This window comes from Halohasta litorea, assembly GCF_024494645.1.
In the GTDB taxonomy this organism is placed as follows: Archaea; Halobacteriota; Halobacteria; order Halobacteriales; family Haloferacaceae; genus Halohasta; species Halohasta litorea.
In genome coordinates this window covers 17,310-34,874 of the sequence record NZ_JANHDJ010000008.1, presented here as the reverse complement: position 1 = coordinate 34,874, position 17,565 = coordinate 17,310, and the positions used below count along the sequence as shown (strand labels likewise).

The 17,565-nt window shown below is 53.3% G+C and carries 14 protein-coding genes and 2 pseudogenes; 8 read left to right on the top strand and 8 right to left on the bottom strand.

From position 1 onward, the window contains the following. Nucleotides 1–91 precede the first annotated feature (91 nt). Complete coding sequence (gene rdfA, locus NO877_RS17100) at nt 92–703, bottom strand: rod-determining factor RdfA (RefSeq protein WP_256397572.1); 612 nt, start codon at nt 701–703, stop codon at nt 92–94. A 471-nt stretch (nt 704–1,174) separates the two neighbouring features. Beyond that, nucleotides 1,175–1,510, bottom strand: coding sequence for a hypothetical protein (locus NO877_RS17095; protein ID WP_256397571.1), 336 nt, complete (start codon nt 1,508–1,510; stop codon nt 1,175–1,177). A gap of 358 nt (nt 1,511–1,868) precedes the next feature. Here NO877_RS17095 and NO877_RS17090 point away from each other — a divergent pair. Then, nucleotides 1,869–2,085, top strand: a pseudogene (locus NO877_RS17090) (DNA polymerase domain-containing protein); the annotation flags it as partial. Between the two features lie 42 nt (nt 2,086–2,127). Here NO877_RS17090 and NO877_RS17085 read toward each other — a convergent pair. Next, nucleotides 2,128–2,448, bottom strand: a complete 321-nt coding sequence (locus tag NO877_RS17085) for a DUF6788 family protein (RefSeq protein WP_256397635.1) — start codon at nt 2,446–2,448, stop codon at nt 2,128–2,130. A 1,078-nt stretch (nt 2,449–3,526) separates the two neighbouring features. Between NO877_RS17085 and NO877_RS17080 the strand changes: the two genes are divergently transcribed. Beyond that, nucleotides 3,527–4,723 (top strand): Cdc6/Cdc18 family protein, encoded by a 1,197-nt coding sequence (locus tag NO877_RS17080; RefSeq protein WP_256397570.1) that lies wholly within the window; start codon nt 3,527–3,529, stop codon nt 4,721–4,723. A 54-nt stretch (nt 4,724–4,777) separates the two neighbouring features. Here the strand turns inward: NO877_RS17080 and NO877_RS19945 are convergent. Further along, a pseudogene (locus NO877_RS19945) lies at nt 4,778–4,856 on the bottom strand (fumarylacetoacetate hydrolase family protein); the annotation flags it as partial. A 44-nt stretch (nt 4,857–4,900) separates the two neighbouring features. Continuing rightward, on the bottom strand, nt 4,901–5,929 hold the full coding sequence (locus NO877_RS17075; protein WP_256397569.1) for an LLM class flavin-dependent oxidoreductase: 1,029 nt from the start codon (nt 5,927–5,929) through the stop codon (nt 4,901–4,903). A gap of 356 nt (nt 5,930–6,285) precedes the next feature. Here NO877_RS17075 and NO877_RS17070 point away from each other — a divergent pair, with 356 nt between their 5' ends. Next, a complete protein-coding gene (locus tag NO877_RS17070) occupies nt 6,286–6,882 on the top strand; it encodes an LURP-one-related/scramblase family protein (protein WP_256397568.1) in 597 nt (198 codons plus the stop codon). A gap of 115 nt (nt 6,883–6,997) precedes the next feature. Here NO877_RS17070 and NO877_RS19940 read toward each other — a convergent pair whose 3' ends face one another. Then, nucleotides 6,998–7,186, bottom strand: coding sequence for a transcriptional regulator FilR1 domain-containing protein (locus tag NO877_RS19940; protein ID WP_425492964.1), 189 nt, complete (start codon nt 7,184–7,186; stop codon nt 6,998–7,000). A 274-nt stretch (nt 7,187–7,460) separates the two neighbouring features. On the opposite strand from NO877_RS19940, the gene NO877_RS17065 reads away from it, so the two are divergent. After that, the gene (locus tag NO877_RS17065; RefSeq protein ID WP_256397567.1) at nt 7,461–8,060 is read left to right on the top strand and encodes a hypothetical protein; all 600 of its coding nucleotides are present in this window, start codon (nt 7,461–7,463) and stop codon (nt 8,058–8,060) included. Nucleotides 8,061–8,952: 892 nt separating this feature from the next. On the opposite strand, the gene NO877_RS17060 is transcribed toward NO877_RS17065, so the two are convergent. Further along, nucleotides 8,953–11,424, bottom strand: a complete 2,472-nt coding sequence (locus NO877_RS17060) for an efflux RND transporter permease subunit (protein ID WP_256397566.1) — start codon at nt 11,422–11,424, stop codon at nt 8,953–8,955. 261 nt (nt 11,425–11,685) lie between these two features. Between NO877_RS17060 and NO877_RS17055 the strand changes: the two genes are divergently transcribed. Continuing rightward, nucleotides 11,686–12,324 carry a TetR/AcrR family transcriptional regulator gene (locus NO877_RS17055; RefSeq protein ID WP_256397565.1) on the top strand — a complete coding sequence of 213 codons (639 nt, stop codon included), beginning with the start codon at nt 11,686–11,688 and terminating at the stop codon, nt 12,322–12,324. Between the two features lie 228 nt (nt 12,325–12,552). Here the strand turns inward: NO877_RS17055 and NO877_RS17050 are convergent, their stop codons facing one another. Then, on the bottom strand, nt 12,553–13,767 hold the full coding sequence (locus NO877_RS17050; RefSeq protein ID WP_256397564.1) for a cytochrome P450: 1,215 nt from the start codon (nt 13,765–13,767) through the stop codon (nt 12,553–12,555). A gap of 246 nt (nt 13,768–14,013) precedes the next feature. Between NO877_RS17050 and NO877_RS17045 the strand changes: the two genes are divergently transcribed. The 3 genes from NO877_RS17045 to NO877_RS17035 all read left to right on the top strand — a co-directional run bounded on the left by NO877_RS17045 (nt 14,014) and on the right by NO877_RS17035 (nt 17,543). Continuing rightward, nucleotides 14,014–14,298, top strand: a complete 285-nt coding sequence (locus tag NO877_RS17045; RefSeq protein WP_256397563.1) for a DUF7967 family protein — start codon at nt 14,014–14,016, stop codon at nt 14,296–14,298. 62 nt (nt 14,299–14,360) lie between these two features. Beyond that, nucleotides 14,361–15,110 carry a helix-turn-helix domain-containing protein gene (locus tag NO877_RS17040; RefSeq protein ID WP_256397562.1) on the top strand — a complete coding sequence of 250 codons (750 nt, stop codon included), beginning with the start codon at nt 14,361–14,363 and terminating at the stop codon, nt 15,108–15,110. A 60-nt stretch (nt 15,111–15,170) separates the two neighbouring features. Further along, nucleotides 15,171–17,543: a heavy metal translocating P-type ATPase gene (locus NO877_RS17035; RefSeq protein ID WP_256397561.1), complete on the top strand. Its 2,373-nt coding sequence runs from the start codon at nt 15,171–15,173 to the stop codon at nt 17,541–17,543. Nucleotides 17,544–17,565: the final 22 nt, after the last annotated feature.

Sequence of the window (17,565 nt, the reverse complement as noted above, 5' to 3'; positions counted from 1 at the left end):
TAGTCTTGTCATAGATCCAGTCTTCGTTTCCCCATTAGCAGTATTTCAGTTCCGTTCTCAGTTGTATCGGATGTCCCGAAGGCATGTCGGTTCAAGACGCGTTACAGTCACAGCCGCCACGATCCAGCAGTGTGGTGAGTTCGAACTGCCGACCACAGTCCCGACACTGGATCTGAACCGAACTGAGTACTTGAAACTCCCCGAGATCGAGCCGGTCTCCCTTTCGTAAGGTCGCTACCGTCTGCTCGGTCACGGCTCGTTGTCGGCTGCTGAGACGTTGGAGTTCTTCGAGACGCCGTTCGACGACGTCGTCCGTGTCGGGTTTCGTATACGACTCCTGTCGGTCCTTCGTTAGATACGTGTGGATTGCCTGCCGGCTGACGAAATCCGAACGGAGGTCGTCGACATCGATGCCGTACTCGCTGAGGCGGTTCTCCGCCTGAATCCGCGTCCCGCTGGTCACGTCCTCGTCGGTGAGCAACTCGTATATGTTCTCAATTTCTCCGGGGAGCATGTCGACGTGCTGCTGGTCGAGTCGTGTGGTGAGCAGTTCCGTATTAAAATAGTCCGCCAGCTCTCGGAGGCTCATCCGATCGTCCTCGGCAGTCCACCGCGCCACTAACTCTTCGCCGAGGTCCGGAAGACTGTACTCATTTAGAACGCGTGCTACTTTCCCTGTTCGACCGGATGAACCTTCACTCATTACCTGTAAATCGAGCTACGTTCTTAAAAATGATAGTGGTCTATTGGTACTGTCGACTGACTATTCATCCAGTTAGACTGCGGTTATAATACCGGGTTACAGTTGACGCCACTACTCTTGAGGGGCTCGATGGCACTCTTGTCGCGGTCAAGACCAGAAGTCGACACAGTCGCTGATGGCAGTAATTAGCGCGGATAACGAGACGATAGCGCAGGCTTCTGAACGACTGATCCGTGTCGGACAAACCGTTTTCTGTGTCGTATGCAGTCAACCCGTCATACTTTTCGATAAGTGTCGACTGCCGAAATAAATCAGAGTATGTTGATAAACGACTATATTTATAACCATATATAGCAAATTAATACCCAGAATAAGGAATAATATACTCATATAGCAATTAGATAATATCTAATAAACGTGTTTTAACTCAAAATCCGATTAAAACAGCTATTTTCGTATTTCAATAGCGTGTTAATCTTGGTTTCGGATTTTTGGCCCTGGTTTCCACGTATTTCCCTCTAGAACTGCGAGATCATATCGTTTGAGTATTTGCATCGTTTCGACAACGGTCTGTGCATCGAACTCGGCCGACGTTTCAGCAGAAACATTATCCGCGATAACGCTTCGAGTTCCACCATCGATTCGAATGAGTGTATCGAGGACTACTTCGAGGTCACTGATCAACGGTGAGAGTCCCTGTGTACGTTCATGCTCCGGCTTCAATTTCGATACGACGTCATCATACGGACCTGAAATCTCCATCGACACTGATACTGAATCCCGTTTTGGATCTATATTGCCATCCATGGCTCTACTTAGTGAATCAAAGAGAATAAAACTATGCAAATAGATTCATAAGACCATATTTGATGGTAAAACACGGGAAATACTCACCTTTGTGAGTGTCACGAAACAGCTGCATGGATCACGTCCGACCGATGTCAGTCGCCGTTACTCAGTCCGCTAGCTAGCACCGAGTGGGACTTCAGCAGAAGGAACCGTCACTATGTCAGAAATGATCGAAACGCCCGGCGGTTCGTTATCGAGTTGCAGTGTGCAGAATCCGACGAGTCGAACGACAGAACCACATCAGGATAGTCGACCCAGCATGTCTGCGTTAATGATAGACGTCAACCGCCGAGCGACGGCGCCACAGGTAGATCAAACCCGGAACGTCGCAGCACTGAAACGCGCCCGCGATCAAGATTGTCGTCCATCCAGGACAGGATATCGAAACGTATGATCCGTCGTACTACGAGACGTAACTCATCCGCGCTGTCGAAAGTGTCCTTTCGCCGCTTTGGCGGGACCGAACAGACATTCGACGAGAACTCGCTGAGACACAAGAAATGGACCTAATAGAATATGTCAGAGCAGAATAAGAGAAATGGAAAAATCCTCACCTCGTTTAATTATTAGTACTGCTATTCGTCCGAGTCGACTGGTCCTTTGTACTTCGATTTGACACGGTCACCGTCTCTCCACTGCCAGTAGTAGTATCGATTATCGTTGATCTCTTTGACAGTGATAGTTGCCCTCGATGGAACATCATCGGGGAGATCATCAGGACGATCTTTAATTTCATCTTCCTCTGCTTCATCAAGACGTTCCTCTCGTTCTCTATACTCAGCGAGGTCCTTAGCGTACTGAGCTACCTCTCGGAGTATCTCGGGAGAACAATCGTCAAGCGTGTCAACGATGTTTGTCTGGAGTTCTGCTGGAGGCGTTGGTGGCTCGTAAGACATGGCTCTGCCAGTATTAACCAACATAGACGCCAGTATCATAGCTTTGTTGGTTAAGCCGGTGTAGGTGGATTGAGTTCCGATTCCAGTCCTCATCAAAATAAGAGACGGACACACCCCTCGTTGCCGCTGTATCACTTTGTCACTGACCCTACGTTGCCGCTGTATTGCTTCGACAACGACTCCACATTGCCGCTGTATTAGGATGTCGACGATATTCTGTGGGTAGAGTCGAGTTAACCAGAGTCTATTGGGAGTTTGCCACATTTTGATACCATAGTAACACACCCCTCAATACCGCTGTATTCAGTCGTGGGCACATTCTCTCATCGTTTGGAGGAGTAGACTCGTGCAACTGAATGGTACTGTCGAACCTTGTTGTGGATCACCCACGATCTGCCAGCACGTCTTTGATTCCTGTATCAAACAGCTTCCTCGGTCTAGATACAAACCGTGACACCCCACAGTGCCGCTGTAACTAACTACACTTGACAGCCGGTCGACAGCCAGTTTCAACACCAGGGACACACCCCACGTTGCCGCTGTAAATATCACGAGAGTACGGTGAACAGTGTTCAAAACACCAAAATAGCAGTCGACAGTACTGCCATCTATTCGAGCTAAATCTAGTGGTTTCTTATACTAGTGTGTCTTTTGCTACCGTACCACGCTTTTCGCTTACTGAACTGCCGTACTGTTTTCGGCAGTGAAGATACGAAGCTAAGGGGTGTCATTTTTCTCATGAAGAGAGTAAGACCCGTGATAACAGCGATCATAACACCACTCACACGACACACCCTTCATTTCTAACTTCACAGACCGATGGCTGACTTACAGCGGCAACGTGGGGTGGGTGAGTAGACTATCGAGACACGTTACAGCGGCAACGTGGGGTGGGTGAGTAGACTATCGAGACACGTTACAGCGGCAACGGAGGGTCTAGAACTCACGCCACCGCCCAAAGAAGAGCTATTCAACTGTTCTCTCGCCCGTTCACACCGACTCGTAAAATTCAGTGAGTGTTTTACAGAGGCAACGAGGTGGGGTAGATTCATAACCCCACCGTGACAATGCATCTTGTATGTCTGACTCGACGTCCTTCTTTGGCGACCCCGATCCTATATTCGCCAATAAGGATTTGCTTCGGGTTCAACACCTTCCCGACAAAGATCGGATCATCGGCCGTGACGAAGAGCTGACCCAGCTCGCCAACGCGATCAAAGACGCTGCTCATGGACGAACACCGAACAACGTGTTGGTCTATGGAAAGACAGGCACCGGGAAATCACTCTGTACGAAGTACATCACTAACGATCTCGTCTCATCTGCAGAGGAAAACGATGTGTCGGTGGGTGTCGCTTATGTCGACTGCTTCCAGGATTCGACCGAGACACAGACCGTCCGTTCGATTGCTGATTCGCTGAACGATCCCGACGAAACTGACGTGAAGATACCAATGTCGGGACTGAGTACATCCGATTACTATCGTCGCCTGTGGAACATCCTCGAAGATCGATACGACGTAGGACTAGTCATTCTCGACGAAATAGACAAACTCGATAGTGACGATGTCCTCATGCAACTCTCGCGAGCAGCCGAGTCAGGCAAAATCGAGGACAGCACACTGGGAATCATCGGTATCAGTAACAAGATCCGCTACAAGGAGACGTTGAACGAGCGCGTACGGTCGAGTCTCTCTGAGCGAAATCTCGTGTTTGCACCTTACGATGCAAAACAACTGGGTGAAATCCTGAACTCCCGGATCGATGCGTTCCGTGAAGGTGTCGTCGAGGAAGCTGTCATCCCGAAGATCGCCGCACTCGCAGCCCGCGAACACGGGGATGCCCGAAAGGCAATCGATATCCTGCGGTATGCCGGGGAATCTGCCTACGAGCGTGGACACGAGACAGTCCGTGAAACTCACGTCGACGAGGCTCACGAACGTGAGGAGCGAAACCGACTCTCGGAGTTGATTTCAAAGTTGCCGAGCCACTCGAAACACTTGCTCAATGCGCTTGCCCTACAGGCTCAACAGCACGATGATGACGACCCAGAAATCCCGACAGAGGATGTCTATTCGTTGTACGAGATTATGTGCGAGCAGGAAGGAACCGATCCCCTGAAAAATCGACGGGTGCGTGATCTTCTATCAGAGTTAGAATTCTTATCGGTGATCCGCCAGCAGCACAAAGGGCGTGGCCGAGGTCGTGGTGCCCACACCGTGAATCAACTTGTTGATGAGCCAGAACTGGTTATCAAGGCCTGTAAGTCCGCGTAACGCCGCATTTACTGCGGCAACGTGGGGTGTGTTTGCCTACTCTCTCGATTCACTCAGCGGGCCGGACGTCTCGAAGGTATTTCCGTGCGGTCCGTCCCGGTTGGTTGAGAGCGTCGACATCGTTCAAGATTGTTCATTGATTCTTGATCATTGATTCTTGATTGTTCATTGATTCCTTCAACGATCTGTAAGCCCGACACCCTCCGCTAGGAGTTCGTGAGATCGAAGCGTGTCATCGTGGTCGGCAATGACATCCTGGATCATGACTTCGTCGACACCCACTCGATCTGTGAGTTGCTCAAGTAGGCCAGCGAGCGTTTCTGGACTCCCTGAGATTGCTCTGGGCCATTCGTCGGGATCAAGCGTCGCTGGTGTTGGTTCGGGAATGTGTCCTAGTTCTTCAATACTCTCTTCGACCGACGGAACAGTCCCAACAACCCCCCGTTGCATACGTTTAAACGATGCCTCGGCCGAGGCACGGAGCCGTGCTGCCTTCTCGTCTGTTTCTGCACACACTGCGTTGACCGCGACCATCCCTTGTGGGTCAGCGATTCTTCCAGCCTGTTGTGATGGCTGGAACTGCGTGTGATATTCTTCGAAGGCAGAAGTGGCAAACTGTGGCCGAATGAACGCTGCAAAGCAGTAGGGGACGCTAAGCTCGGCTGCGAGTGCTGCACTTGATGGACTCGATCCAAGGGTCCATGGCCTTGGTCGTTCCTCAGATGAGTGTGGGATCTCTATTTCACTGTAGGCGTGTTCATCTGGATAGGCCTCATAGAGGTGATTAATGACCGCAGTGATCTTCTCGGCGTGGTCCTTGTCAGGATTCTCGACGTGACGGTCTGTTCCCAGAGCGTGGTCAACGGCTGGTGATCCGTTCGCCCGCCCCAGTCCAGCGTCGATACGACCTGGTGCGAGTCCATCTAACGTCCCGAACAGCTCTGCGATTTTGAATGGGCTATAGTGGTTGAGTAGAACAGCCCCTGATCCTAGCCGAATCGATTCCGTTTCAGCAGCGAGGTGACCGAGGAGTACCTCAGGGGTTGTTCCTGCAAGAGTGTGTGCCATTCCATGGTGTTCAGCAACCCAGAACCGAGAGTATCCGAGATGTTCGGCCTGCTGGGCAGTCGTGACCGTATTCGAGTAGGCCTCTGTCGCAGTCCCACCGTCGGGAACTGGAGAGAGGTCCACGATAGAAAGTTCCATATCTCATTTCAGTAGGTGGAGCCCATTACAGTTTGTGTGAGCAGATCGAATTAGGTACTGAGAGTTCCGTTAACGTATCTGCGAGATCACGACCGCGTATGCAGCGTTCCCCGATGGTCATATTGCGAAGGGTGACGAGCTGTCAATACAAATCTAGTGTGTATGTCGCTCTGGTCGTCATTACTGTCCATATCTCGCCGGTATTTTTCAAGCAATAAAGACACTCAAGGGTGTTCCAGCGGGGAGATACTGCAGTATCTGCTTGCGTGTTCGAAGTATACTCGTGGATGTTCTGTCGCTCATAGACTATCGATCCGAGCGGAAAGCTTTTTTGCGAACGTGAGCCATCTGAACCCATGCCCTCTCTGTCCGGATCGACGTCGACCCCGTACAACATCTCCACAGTCGATCTTAACGATGATCGCTACGAGGTCAAACAGTCGGCAATCCGGAACAAGTACGTCGTCCGCGACAGCGCTGGTAACGCCGTCCTGCGCGGGAAGCAGAAGATGTTCAAGATGAAAGAGGAGTTCCCGTTCGTGAACGGGAACGACGAGGACGCGTTCACGGTGAAGGCTGGCGGCATTTTGGATGTGGCGGGGAACTATGCGATCACGGACGCGGGTACCGGCGAAGAGGTCGTTGTCCTCGACGAAGACTTCTCGCTGTTCGTGGAGAACTGGACGGTCCGTGACCCCGACACGGGAGAGTCACTAGCGACAATTCGATCGAAGAGCAAACCCTTGGCGGCGCTCCGACACCTCGTCTCCGTTGCGAACCTTATCCCAAACAAGTACGAGATATTCGATGCCAACGGCGATCATGTCGGCGACATCGAAGGGAAGTTTTCGTTGCGAGATACCTACACAGTCAGCATTGACGACGCTAGCACTGTCCCGAAAGAAGCAGTGGTCGTCGCCGCATGCATCCTTGATGCCCTCGAAAACCAGTGAGCTGACATCCCATACGCTGTGATCCTGTCGGACCTTCCTGTTCGTTGTATAATTAATGTGATCGGTCCCAATTATATTATACACTCACAGTCACAGACTCCGTTACAGGTGAGGCTCAAACCGTAGAAGTAGGGATTCTCTGCGCCTGTTCACGATATCTCTGGTAGGTTTCACGACCCAACGCGACTGCATCAGCAGAATCATTAACGATCGTTCCGGCAATCCCGCCAGAATCGTATACTGTAATCCCTGCGTGGTCACCTGTCGGCGTTTCCATTAGCCAAAGAGCATAGGAAAGTAGTATTCGTCCTCTTTGAGTGTGCTACCGGATACAACAGGGATTCCCCACCGAACGAGACGGCAGGCAGGACTAACTGTTAAGCCCCCAGTTGGCCTTCCTATCTGATAGAAACTTGACTCAGTATAATCCCACTCACACTCTCGTTGCGAGTTATCCGATAGAGGGTACGCCACGTCATGGTGCAATACTATTCAAGGCTATCCAGGCCGCGTCGTCCTTCGCGGACCGGCTAGTCCTATTGATCGAGATAGAGACAGTCGCTGACGACTACCCCTCGATGATCCAGGAGCTGGACGACAGCTTTTCACGAACCGGTCGTAATGATGCTGTGAGATACGAAATTGACGTGTCTGATAGTTCATTAGAAGTGATTGAATCACTTTTAGAGATGACTGGAGGTGCCCGTGTCCATGGCGTGCGGAAAATCGAACTCGTACGTGACGCAGAAACGTATCTTCGATACGTTCCTGAACACGAAATATTCACGATTGATAACGAGTTGTCTAATGGAATTATCAACGCTGTCCAGAACGCCATCAATGGCGAACCGGCAGTAGTTCTCCCGAACCGTCCAATGGCGGAATGGGAAGACACCAGTGTGGAATGTAGCATCTCTCCACCGTCCCTCTGTCTTGAGAATGTTTGCCATGACCTCTCTCGACTCGCGTCGGTTGAACCGCGTCCAGGAGAGTTGGCCATCGAACTGCGATGGTACGAGTCAGAGCAGGGTCAAATCGGGCAGGCAGTCAGTTGGGTCTCTTCACGGATCGGCCTGTCACGACCAGACACACTTCATTTCGAATCGACAGCGGAGTTCTCCGCAGCTGAAGAGGCTCTCCAAACGGTGACATCTAGTATCGGGGAAGAGATACTCTAACCGTGATCCACTCTTCGAACAGCCGGTCGCTGTGATGGATATCCAGAGTGGGACGAGTAGTTGCTTCACGACAAAGGAGCGATTCAAGAAGGCTTTTAAAGTGATTTTGAAGCCGAATAGAGACCGATAGGTAACATCCGTTTCGGGTCAGCCCGTCGAGAGAGATATCTTTTCGCAGCCATATATCTTTCACTGTTAGTTTAGTTGTATCTAACAACACTGTTCGAAGAAGCTGATTTCCGCCCGTATTTACCCTTAATCGGGCGTCAACACTGCTGAGAAACCGTCTACCTCGTGAACGTGAGAGCAGTCATTCGCAACATCACTTTGGGGTCAAGTTGCGAATGACACAGAATGTTCTCGACCTATTTTCACAAGTAATTACTGAGATATGATCTACTGAGGCCAGTGTTAATTGAGTACTCAGTCAATAACTCTATATTCATCCAGTGTATCCACTAGGTATGGAATTTCAGGAGATTGCGTTAGAGGTAGAAGATCATGTAGCTGAAATATATGTAACTGGACGGAGTGGAGGTAAAATGCACATCCCATTTGATAATGGCCCATTGTGTGGTGAAAATTCTGCATCAGAGAGAAAATCAATGAAGCTATATCCTTCAGGTCACCGCTCGTGGTGTGAAAACTGTTTGCGTCTTTGGAAAGAGTCTACGCTTGGCCCAGTGTAGTTACGCCAGTTTATCGAGTGTATTTGATGGTGTGAGCTGTCCGGGTTGTATATAGAGATCGAACTCTAATCGAACGCTATCCCAGAGGCCACTAACTAGAGTGCAGTGCCCGTTAATCTCAATTATTAGGAACGTCGACCACAGTAGCTCACAGGAGAACGATCGATGTGACCATAATTGAATCTGAAACGTAATTCGACCTACTACTGTGCTGATCGAAGATGCGCCAATAGATCCCATTGGTGTACTCGTTCCCAGAGCAATACTGCGGGTGGGAGGGCGATTATCGCCATCAGGAACGAATAGGTGACACTCATGGCAATTAAAACCCCGAAGTTGCCGAGAATCGGGGTAATCGCTAATGCGAGTGCACCAGTTCCCAGAGCGGTTGTGAGCATACTTCCGAATAATGCGCCACCAGTCCCTGTCAGTGTTGTCATCATTGCTTCATGTGCACCCGTCGTAGCATCGTATTCATCAATGAACCGATGGGTCGTATGCACTGAATACGCGATTCCAACCCCTACTGAGATAGAGAGAATCGTTGCTGTCAGTGCATTCAGCGTGATGGCCATATATCGCATCGTCCCAAGCAAAAATGCGATTGCAATCAGTATCGGGAAGACATTAACTATCCCAAGCAGTGGTTTCCGTTCCAAGATGCCGTATATAATCACAAGGAAGACAGCAGTTAATACGACTGCAATGACGAGCCCTTGAACCGCCGACTGGAAGATACGGTCCATCACCGTTGTCGTGACGACGACACTCCCTGTCGCCATCGCTTCGCTCCGGAACTGCTCTGCTAACTCAGCTCCATCAGCGGCTGCTTCCGTCTGTGAGACATCAGCGTCAGCCTGATATTCGAGCTGAACGGATTGATAATCCTCAGTGAGGTACTGTTCGGCCTGTGCACTCGCCGAGGAGGCAAACAGTTCGTCGTAAATCCGTCCGAGATTCCGGTCGGGAATTCCGTTGTCGTTCAGGTCATTCCGGGCAACCAAGGCGGCGAATTCATCGTCTTGATTCGCATGAGATTCGATGACGGTCACGATGCTTTGTACTTCTGCTTGCCCGCTCGGTCCAACTGCAAATGACTCTGGCGGATCTTCGTTCGGAACTGCAAGGGCTTCGAGTGCGTGGTCTTCTTTAAAGTTTCCTTGGACATATAATTTTACAGTATCACCCTGACTGTTTCCGAATTTGTTATCAAGCACATTGAGAGTTGATGTGATCGTATACTCGCTCGGACTGAATGGCTCAGGCAACTCCGTGAGGTAGGCTGGAATCTCCTCGGGCGGAAGGAAATCCTCGTTTTCGAATGACGTGTCGACTCCAGCACCATACACGCCGACAACACCCCCTGAGAGGACTAATCCAAAGACGATCACCGTTGGGGCGTACTGACTGACTTGCGCAGGAAAGGCTAACAGCCGACTGAGGAACGACCCTTCCGACGCGATCGGCGTTGAATTGAACTCCGGGATTCCGAGACGTGTACGTATGTCATCGCTCACCAGTTTGGCTGCTGGTAAAAAGAGCCCGAAAATAAGAAACGTGAAGATAATACCGACTGCCGAGGCGATACCCAGGTTCCGGATCGGTGGAAGGTCGGAAATAACGTTTGCACCGAACCCGAACACCGCTGTCACTGTGACAATGATGAACGCGACCATGAGTTGGGTGTTCGCTTCTCGCATCGCCTCGATCGGCTCGAACCCACGTTCGGTTTCCTCTCGATAGCGATTGACGATGTGAATACCGAAGTCGACGCCAACAGCAAGCAGTAACACCGGAACAGAGATCATCTGTTGGCTGAACGGAATCCGTGCATATCCGAGGAACCCAAACGTCCAGACAATCGTCATTACAAGCGCGACCAATCCCAACACCACGTCAATTGGGTCACGATATGCGACCACCAAGAAAAATAGTAACAATAGAACCACTAGTGGCATCACAATGAGGAGCGAATCTGTCATGGATTGAGATATCTCAGCTCGGGTGTTTCCTGACCCGAAGGCACGAATGTCGCCCGGCATATCGTTAGCGATCTCTTGGATATCTGTCTGGATAGCAGTCAGATCATCATTGTCAACATTCGCAGGAAAGCCATGTGATATCGTTGTGATCGATGCAGATGCTGAGACACTGGTCGGATTGAAAGAATCAGATAGAGATCCAGTAAATTGGGAATTTCCTTCGAGCTCTCGAACAGTCTGTCTGATTTCGGACCGGGACGCACGTTCGAGGGTTCGTCGGTACTCTTCCGGTGCCGTCGCTGATGGGTTTAGCTGCTGGGCAATAAGCGGAGCCGGCCCACTAGCCCCCTCCATCCGGAGGTCACCGTGTTCCGCAATGCGTTCCAAAACAAGAGCCTCACGGACCAGTGCCTCTTTGGTTAGGACATTGCTATCCGTCCGAATGAGTTGCGTCGTTTCTGTGTCTGGCTGAAACGGATCCCCGAAATTCTCATTAACGTCATCGAGGGCCTCCTGTTCCGGAAGCCCCTCTGTGAACGCGTCAAGCCCGCCGGCGTCGACCTGTATAGATCCTAGCCCGCCGACGAAGACTCCCGTAAGTAGCAAAAATACGATGATAACTGCACGTGGGCGGTCTACGATTGTATTGTTGAGACGTTCTACCGCCGTTTCAACCCTCTCAGCCAGTGACATCAGCTCCGCCTCCGGTCGACGACTCCTGCACTAACGGATCCCTTGACAAGGATTTCCAGTATCGTGGGGTTACGTTGCTGTCTATGGGGCTGTAAGCGGTTGATCCAATTGAACGTCCATCCGTCAGTATTGATAGACGAGAACATTTTGACTGATTACTCAATAAAATTGGGGGCGGTGGATTAATTTGTCGATTTGACACAGCGGCCGATTGGCCGAAACAGAAGAACTACTAATTAGAAGCAGGAGGAGTTAGACAGTATGGAACAAAGGGACCCTCTCTTTTCCGACGAGCCCGAAGATACCCAGATAGCTATCCTGAAAGCTACGTTTGATGCGCTTGCCGAACACGGATATGCCGACCTCACGATCGACCGAATCGGCCAGTATTTTCCAAAGTCACAGGGACTGATTTTCTACCATTATGATGGAAAAGACGATCTCTTAATAGATCTCCTCGATCACCTCCTTGAACGGTTTGAACAAATAGGAATGCCCGTTTCCGACGAGGGAGACTCGGAAACCCGACTTCGGAGTCTCTTTGATCAAGTCATTCCTGAAACTAGTGAGCAACCAGACCAGAAGTACGAGAAGGTACTGATTGAATTGCGGACACAGGCAGCACAGGACGAAGAATACCAAAAGTGCTTCAATCAATCACATGATATTTTTCGTGAATCAGTACAACAAATAATACAGGATGGTATCGAATCCGGCGATTTTAGGGAGACGGACCCGGATCTGGTTGCGGATTTTTTAGTAACACTTGTTAGTGGCGATATATTTGAACGCGTGACAACAGGGAGCCGTCGATCCATCCTTTCAGAACTAGACAACTACATTGAGTACAGACTCTTAGCCGACAAGGAACATAATGAAGACGAACTAAACAACACTTGATGTATTTTGTTCCCAGTATGTATTGTATAAATAATATTCTCTCGGATATTGTTTTCAATTCGTTTGGTTTGGGGGAAGAACTTGATTGGTAATCGGTCGCAACGTTGTTGGGTCTGTAATTGTCCCCGTCGACGGTGGACAAGCAACTGATTGAGCGACCTGTCGACTATATTGATCCGCTAATTCTGCACAAGATATTCGAGAAAAGTAGGACTGCTATGCGTCCAGTTACGCGGTCCGACGTACTTCACAGGGAAGCGACTCGAGACCGTGGAGGAAGTTCAACGGCTGGAGCTCCGAGAGATCCGCATCCAACCGTTCGAAATGCTCAAGCAGGTAGTTGAGGGCGATGTCTGCTTCCATCCGAGCGAGATGCGCACCTAAACAGAAGTGAACGCCCGTTCCGAACGCTATATGACGGTTTGGATGCCGCTCGGGACGGAATGTCTCGGGTGCGTCGAAGATTTCCGGATCACGGTTTGCAGCACCCAACCAAAGTGTCACGACGTCTCCAGCCTGAACCTGTTGGTTGTTTAGCTCGACATCCTTGGTGGCGATACGCTTCAATGATTGAATTGGAGACCGGTATCGAAGTACCTCCTCGATGGCCAGTTGACGGTCGACCTCTCCCGTCCGAACCGCGTCCGTTACGCCGTGGGCTTCGAAGGCCCAGATCGCGTTGGTGAGGAGATTCGTCGTTGTGATGTTCCCCGCAAGGAGGAGCAACATACAGAATCCGATCCGTTCTCCCCTGTTCAATGCCTCCGTATTTGCTGCCAGCGTGATCAGGTCGTCGCCATTACCTCCCTGACGCTCCGCCAGTAGCGTCGCGAAATACCTACCCATCTCCTTCTGGGCCCGTTCCTGTTCCCGTTGGACCCGTTGGATTTCTTCCGACGTGTCGTCTTCGGGGCGCGCAACGAGTGCATTCGACCACTCCCTGAACTGATCCCGCCGGTCGTCAGGGATTCCCAGCAGTTCGGCGATAACGATTACAGGGAGCGGAATCGAAAACTCGTCGACGAAGTCAAACGTCCCCTCGTCCGGGAGGTCGTTCAATAAATTCTTCGTCATCTCCTCCACTTGCGGTTGGTACTCCCGTACCGCCCCCGGTTGGAATCGGTCATTGACGAACCCTCGAAGGCGGTCATGTTCGGGTGGATCGGTCGTGATCATCGTCTGCAGCATCGGCATATCGTCGCCGCTACCTGCCGACTCGTCGGCTCCGAATGCACGGTTAGCCGTAAACGCGTCGTGATCCTTGAGCACGTGCTTGACGTCTTCGTACCGGAATACATCCCACATCTCTCGTTGTTCGTCGAAATGAACCGGCGCTTCCCGACGCATTTCAGCGTACCACTCGAATGGCGAGAGTTGTCCTTCGCGGTTTCGGATGGCTTCGGGTGACTGGCCCACGCCGACCACTGAATTGGAGGGCTGCATATATTGACTGAGCATTTAGTCAACTATGGCTCTTTTGGCGACACCAGACGGGGATGAGTTTGTTAAAGTTTCTCTTATATTTCCGACGACCTCGATAGGGGTGTGGGATTTACACGGCCTGAATAACAAACCTAGTGACACTTTACTATCTGAGTCTTGTATCTCCGGTATCTGTCAATTCGCAGCTGGGTATGCCAACCGTTCTATCACACCAACTCCTTAGTGTATACCGGGGAACGCCTTAGTATGACAAATCAATTTAAGGGCGACGTTCGTGTATGGCTTGTCGAACGGACGTACTCTGATGACGAGCAAAACTTGATCATCCTCACCTACGCAACGCCCGATGGCGAACAGTACTATCGGAAAGAGCGGGCGCTAACCTCATTTACCGATGTCCGCGATACGACAGCAGCAGTCGATGCTGAACCCGACAATCTCGGCACGGTCGATGACCCCGACCTCCAAGAGCAATACGCGGCCGAAGCGCAGCGAATGCAGGAAGTCCACGATCCGGACGACGTGATTTGATTCCCATCAGTAGACCCGGCCCCGGGATATGGGTTATGTCGTAGTAGGCCTTACAGGGATATATGCGTGAATTCGCCTTCGCCCTCGAATACGTCCCGGGCTGTAACAGGGTAGCAGACGCCCTCTCCGACCACCCCGACGCCCGCGTCCGCTCGCTCTCGCTGCACGCCACTGCCGAGCATCTCTGGCGGGTCGACCATGCTACCGGAACTCCTGAGGCGCTCGACGCCATTGAGGACGCCTTTCTCAACGGCGACTACTACGCTGACTGTCTCGCCACCGAGGGTTGCGGCGCCACGCAGACGACTCGTGTGCTGGATCGGACGGACGACACGCTCGTCCTGTACTCCGACTGGGAGCGTACTCCCACCTGCGCCTCAGTCCCCCATATCGCTCGAGACTACCTCGGCGACGGCGTCCTATTCGAGACCCGCCACGAGGGCCGCCACTACACGTGGCGACTCATCCACTCCGGCGATGGTGACCTGGCGGCGTTCTTCGACACTCTCGAAGTCGCCGTCGGGGAGTGTGCACAAATGGAGATGCTCCGAACCGCAGACACAGCAACATCAGTTGGGGGAAGCGACGGGACACCGAGCGGCCTACCGCCAGCCCAGAAGGCCGCTCTTCAGGCCGCGATCGAACACGGCTATTACGAGTCGCCCCGCGAGGTCGACGCTGGCGAGCTGGCCGAGCATCTCAACGTGCCACGGTCAACACTCACTTACCGGCTCCGTCGGGCGGAAGAATATTTGGCGAAGGAACATGTCGCCGGCGATTGGGTAGCGGAAGAACGGCTGGCATCGCACTGACGCCCGTAGTCGGAATATTCCAACAAAGATATATCGAACTCCCGCTCCTACCGTGACGTGATGACAGAGAACCCGAATGTAGCGGGGGCAGCAAGCGGCGACGGCGGACAGCGACGTGAGCTGACCGCTCGACTCGCCGTCCCCGAGATGGACTGTCCCTCTTGCGCCCAAAAGGTGGACAAGAGCCTCCAGCGTGTCGACGGCATTATCGACGCCACACTTCAGCCGACCACCGGCACTGCCAACGTCACGTACGACCCTGACCGCACCAGCGAAGCCGACGTAGTCAAGGCGATTGAAGGCGCTGGCTACGAGGTCATCGGGGGCTCGGACGCCGGGGGCGATGATGAGGGCAACCAGGCGACAGACGGCGTCGACATCGCGCCACCGTCGGAGGTCTGGATGAGTCCTCGCGCGAAGAAGACGTGGCTCGGCGCGGCGTTCGTCACGCTCGGCCTCCTCTTCGAGTTCCTCTTTATGAGCCAGAACGTCGCGGTGGCGAGCGTCCTCGACTATCCGCTGCACGTCGCGGACGTGCTGTTCCTCGGCGCCGTTGCAGTCAGTGGCGTCCCCGTCGTCCGCAGCGGGTACTACTCCGCGAAGAATCGGAGTCTCGACATCGACCTGCTGATGGGGACGGCGATCATCGCCGCGACCGGTATCGGCTACTTCGTCGAGGCAGCTACCCTCGCGGTGCTGTTTAGCATCGCCGAACTGCTTGAGGACTACGCGATGGACAGGGCACGAGACTCCCTACGCGAGCTGATGGAGCTGTCGCCCGACGAAGCCACCGTCATGCGAGATGGCGAGGAAGTGACGGTGCCCGCTGACGAGGTGGAAGTCGGTGAGACCGTGGTCGTCCGACCGGGCGACAAGATCCCACTCGACGGGACGGTCGTGGAGGGCGAGAGCGCGGTCGACCAGTCGCCGATCACTGGCGAGAGCGTTCCCGTCGACAAGACTGCCGGCGACGAGGTGTACGCCGGTGCAATCAACGAGGAGGGCTACATCGAGGTCGAAGTCACGTCGACGGCAGGTGACTCGACGCTCTCGCGCATCATCGAGATGGTGCAGGGCGCACAGGCGAAGAAGACCGACACCGAGCAGTTCGTCGACCGGTTCTCGGGCTACTACACGCCGCTTGTGGTCGTGCTGGCGATCCTGACTGTCGCCATCCCGCCGCTGGTCATAGCCGACCCCATCTCAGTCCAGGTGGCCGGGTACGGGTTCAGCTTCGCGGGCGACTGGCAGACGTGGTTCATCCGCGGGCTCACCCTGCTGGTGATCGCCTGCCCGTGTGCATTCGTCATCTCGACTCCAGTGTCCGTGGTGTCGGGAATCACCAGCGCCGCCAAGAACGGCGTCCTGATCAAGGGCGGCAACTACCTCGAGGCGATGGGCGAGGTCGACGCCGTCGCCGTTGACAAGACCGGGACGCTCACCAAGGGCGAACTCGCCGTCACAGACGTCGTTCCGGTCGGCGGAACCATTGAGAAAGATCTGCTCCGTCGCGCTGCCGGGCTCGAGCGCCGCAGTGAGCATCCCATCGCTACGGCGATCCTCGCCCGCGCCGATGAGGCGGACGTAGGCGATCTGCCCGACCCCACTGGCTTCGAGAGCCTCACCGGGAAAGGCATCCGTGGAGAAATCGACGGCGAGACGTACTATGCGGGCAAGCTTGCGCTCTTCGAGGAGCTGGGCTTCGATCTCTCTCGGGCACGCCACGAGACGGACGGCGGCGTCATGGCGAACGAGGCGGCCGAGTCCGACGATGGAGCGTTCGCCGAGGAAGCACTCTCCGCGCTGGAGCAGGAGGGTAAAACGGTCGTTATCGTCGGTACGGAGTCGAAATTGTTGGGCGCCATCGCTATCGCCGACGAGGTACGCCCGGCCTCGAAGCGGGCTGTCCAGCGCCTGCATGAGCTGGGCATCGAGCGCGTGGTGATGCTGACCGGCGACAATGAGGGCACCGCGCGGGCCATCGCCGAGCAGGTCGGCGTCGACGAGTACCGTGCCGAACTCCTTCCAGATGAGAAGGTCGATGCAGTTGAGGAGTTGCAGGCGGAGTATGGCGACGTGGCGATGGTCGGCGACGGTATCAACGATGCGCCCGCGCTTGCCACCGCAAAGGTCGGTATCGCGATGGGCGCAGCCGGCACGGACACCGCGTTGGAGACTGCAGACATCGCGCTGATGGGCGACGATGTCGGGAAGCTGCCGTATTTGTACGAGCTATCGCACACGGCCAACGGCGTGATCCGGCAGAACATCTGGGCGAGTCTCGGCGTGAAACTCCTGCTCGCACTCGGCGTGCCACTAGGACTGGTGAGCGTCGCGATTGCGGTTGTTGTCGGTGATATGGGGATGAGCCTTGGCGTGACCGGGAATGCGATGCGGTTGTCGCAAATCGAGCCTAACCACTTCGACTCCTAAATCAAGTCGAAGAGTGAAGCAG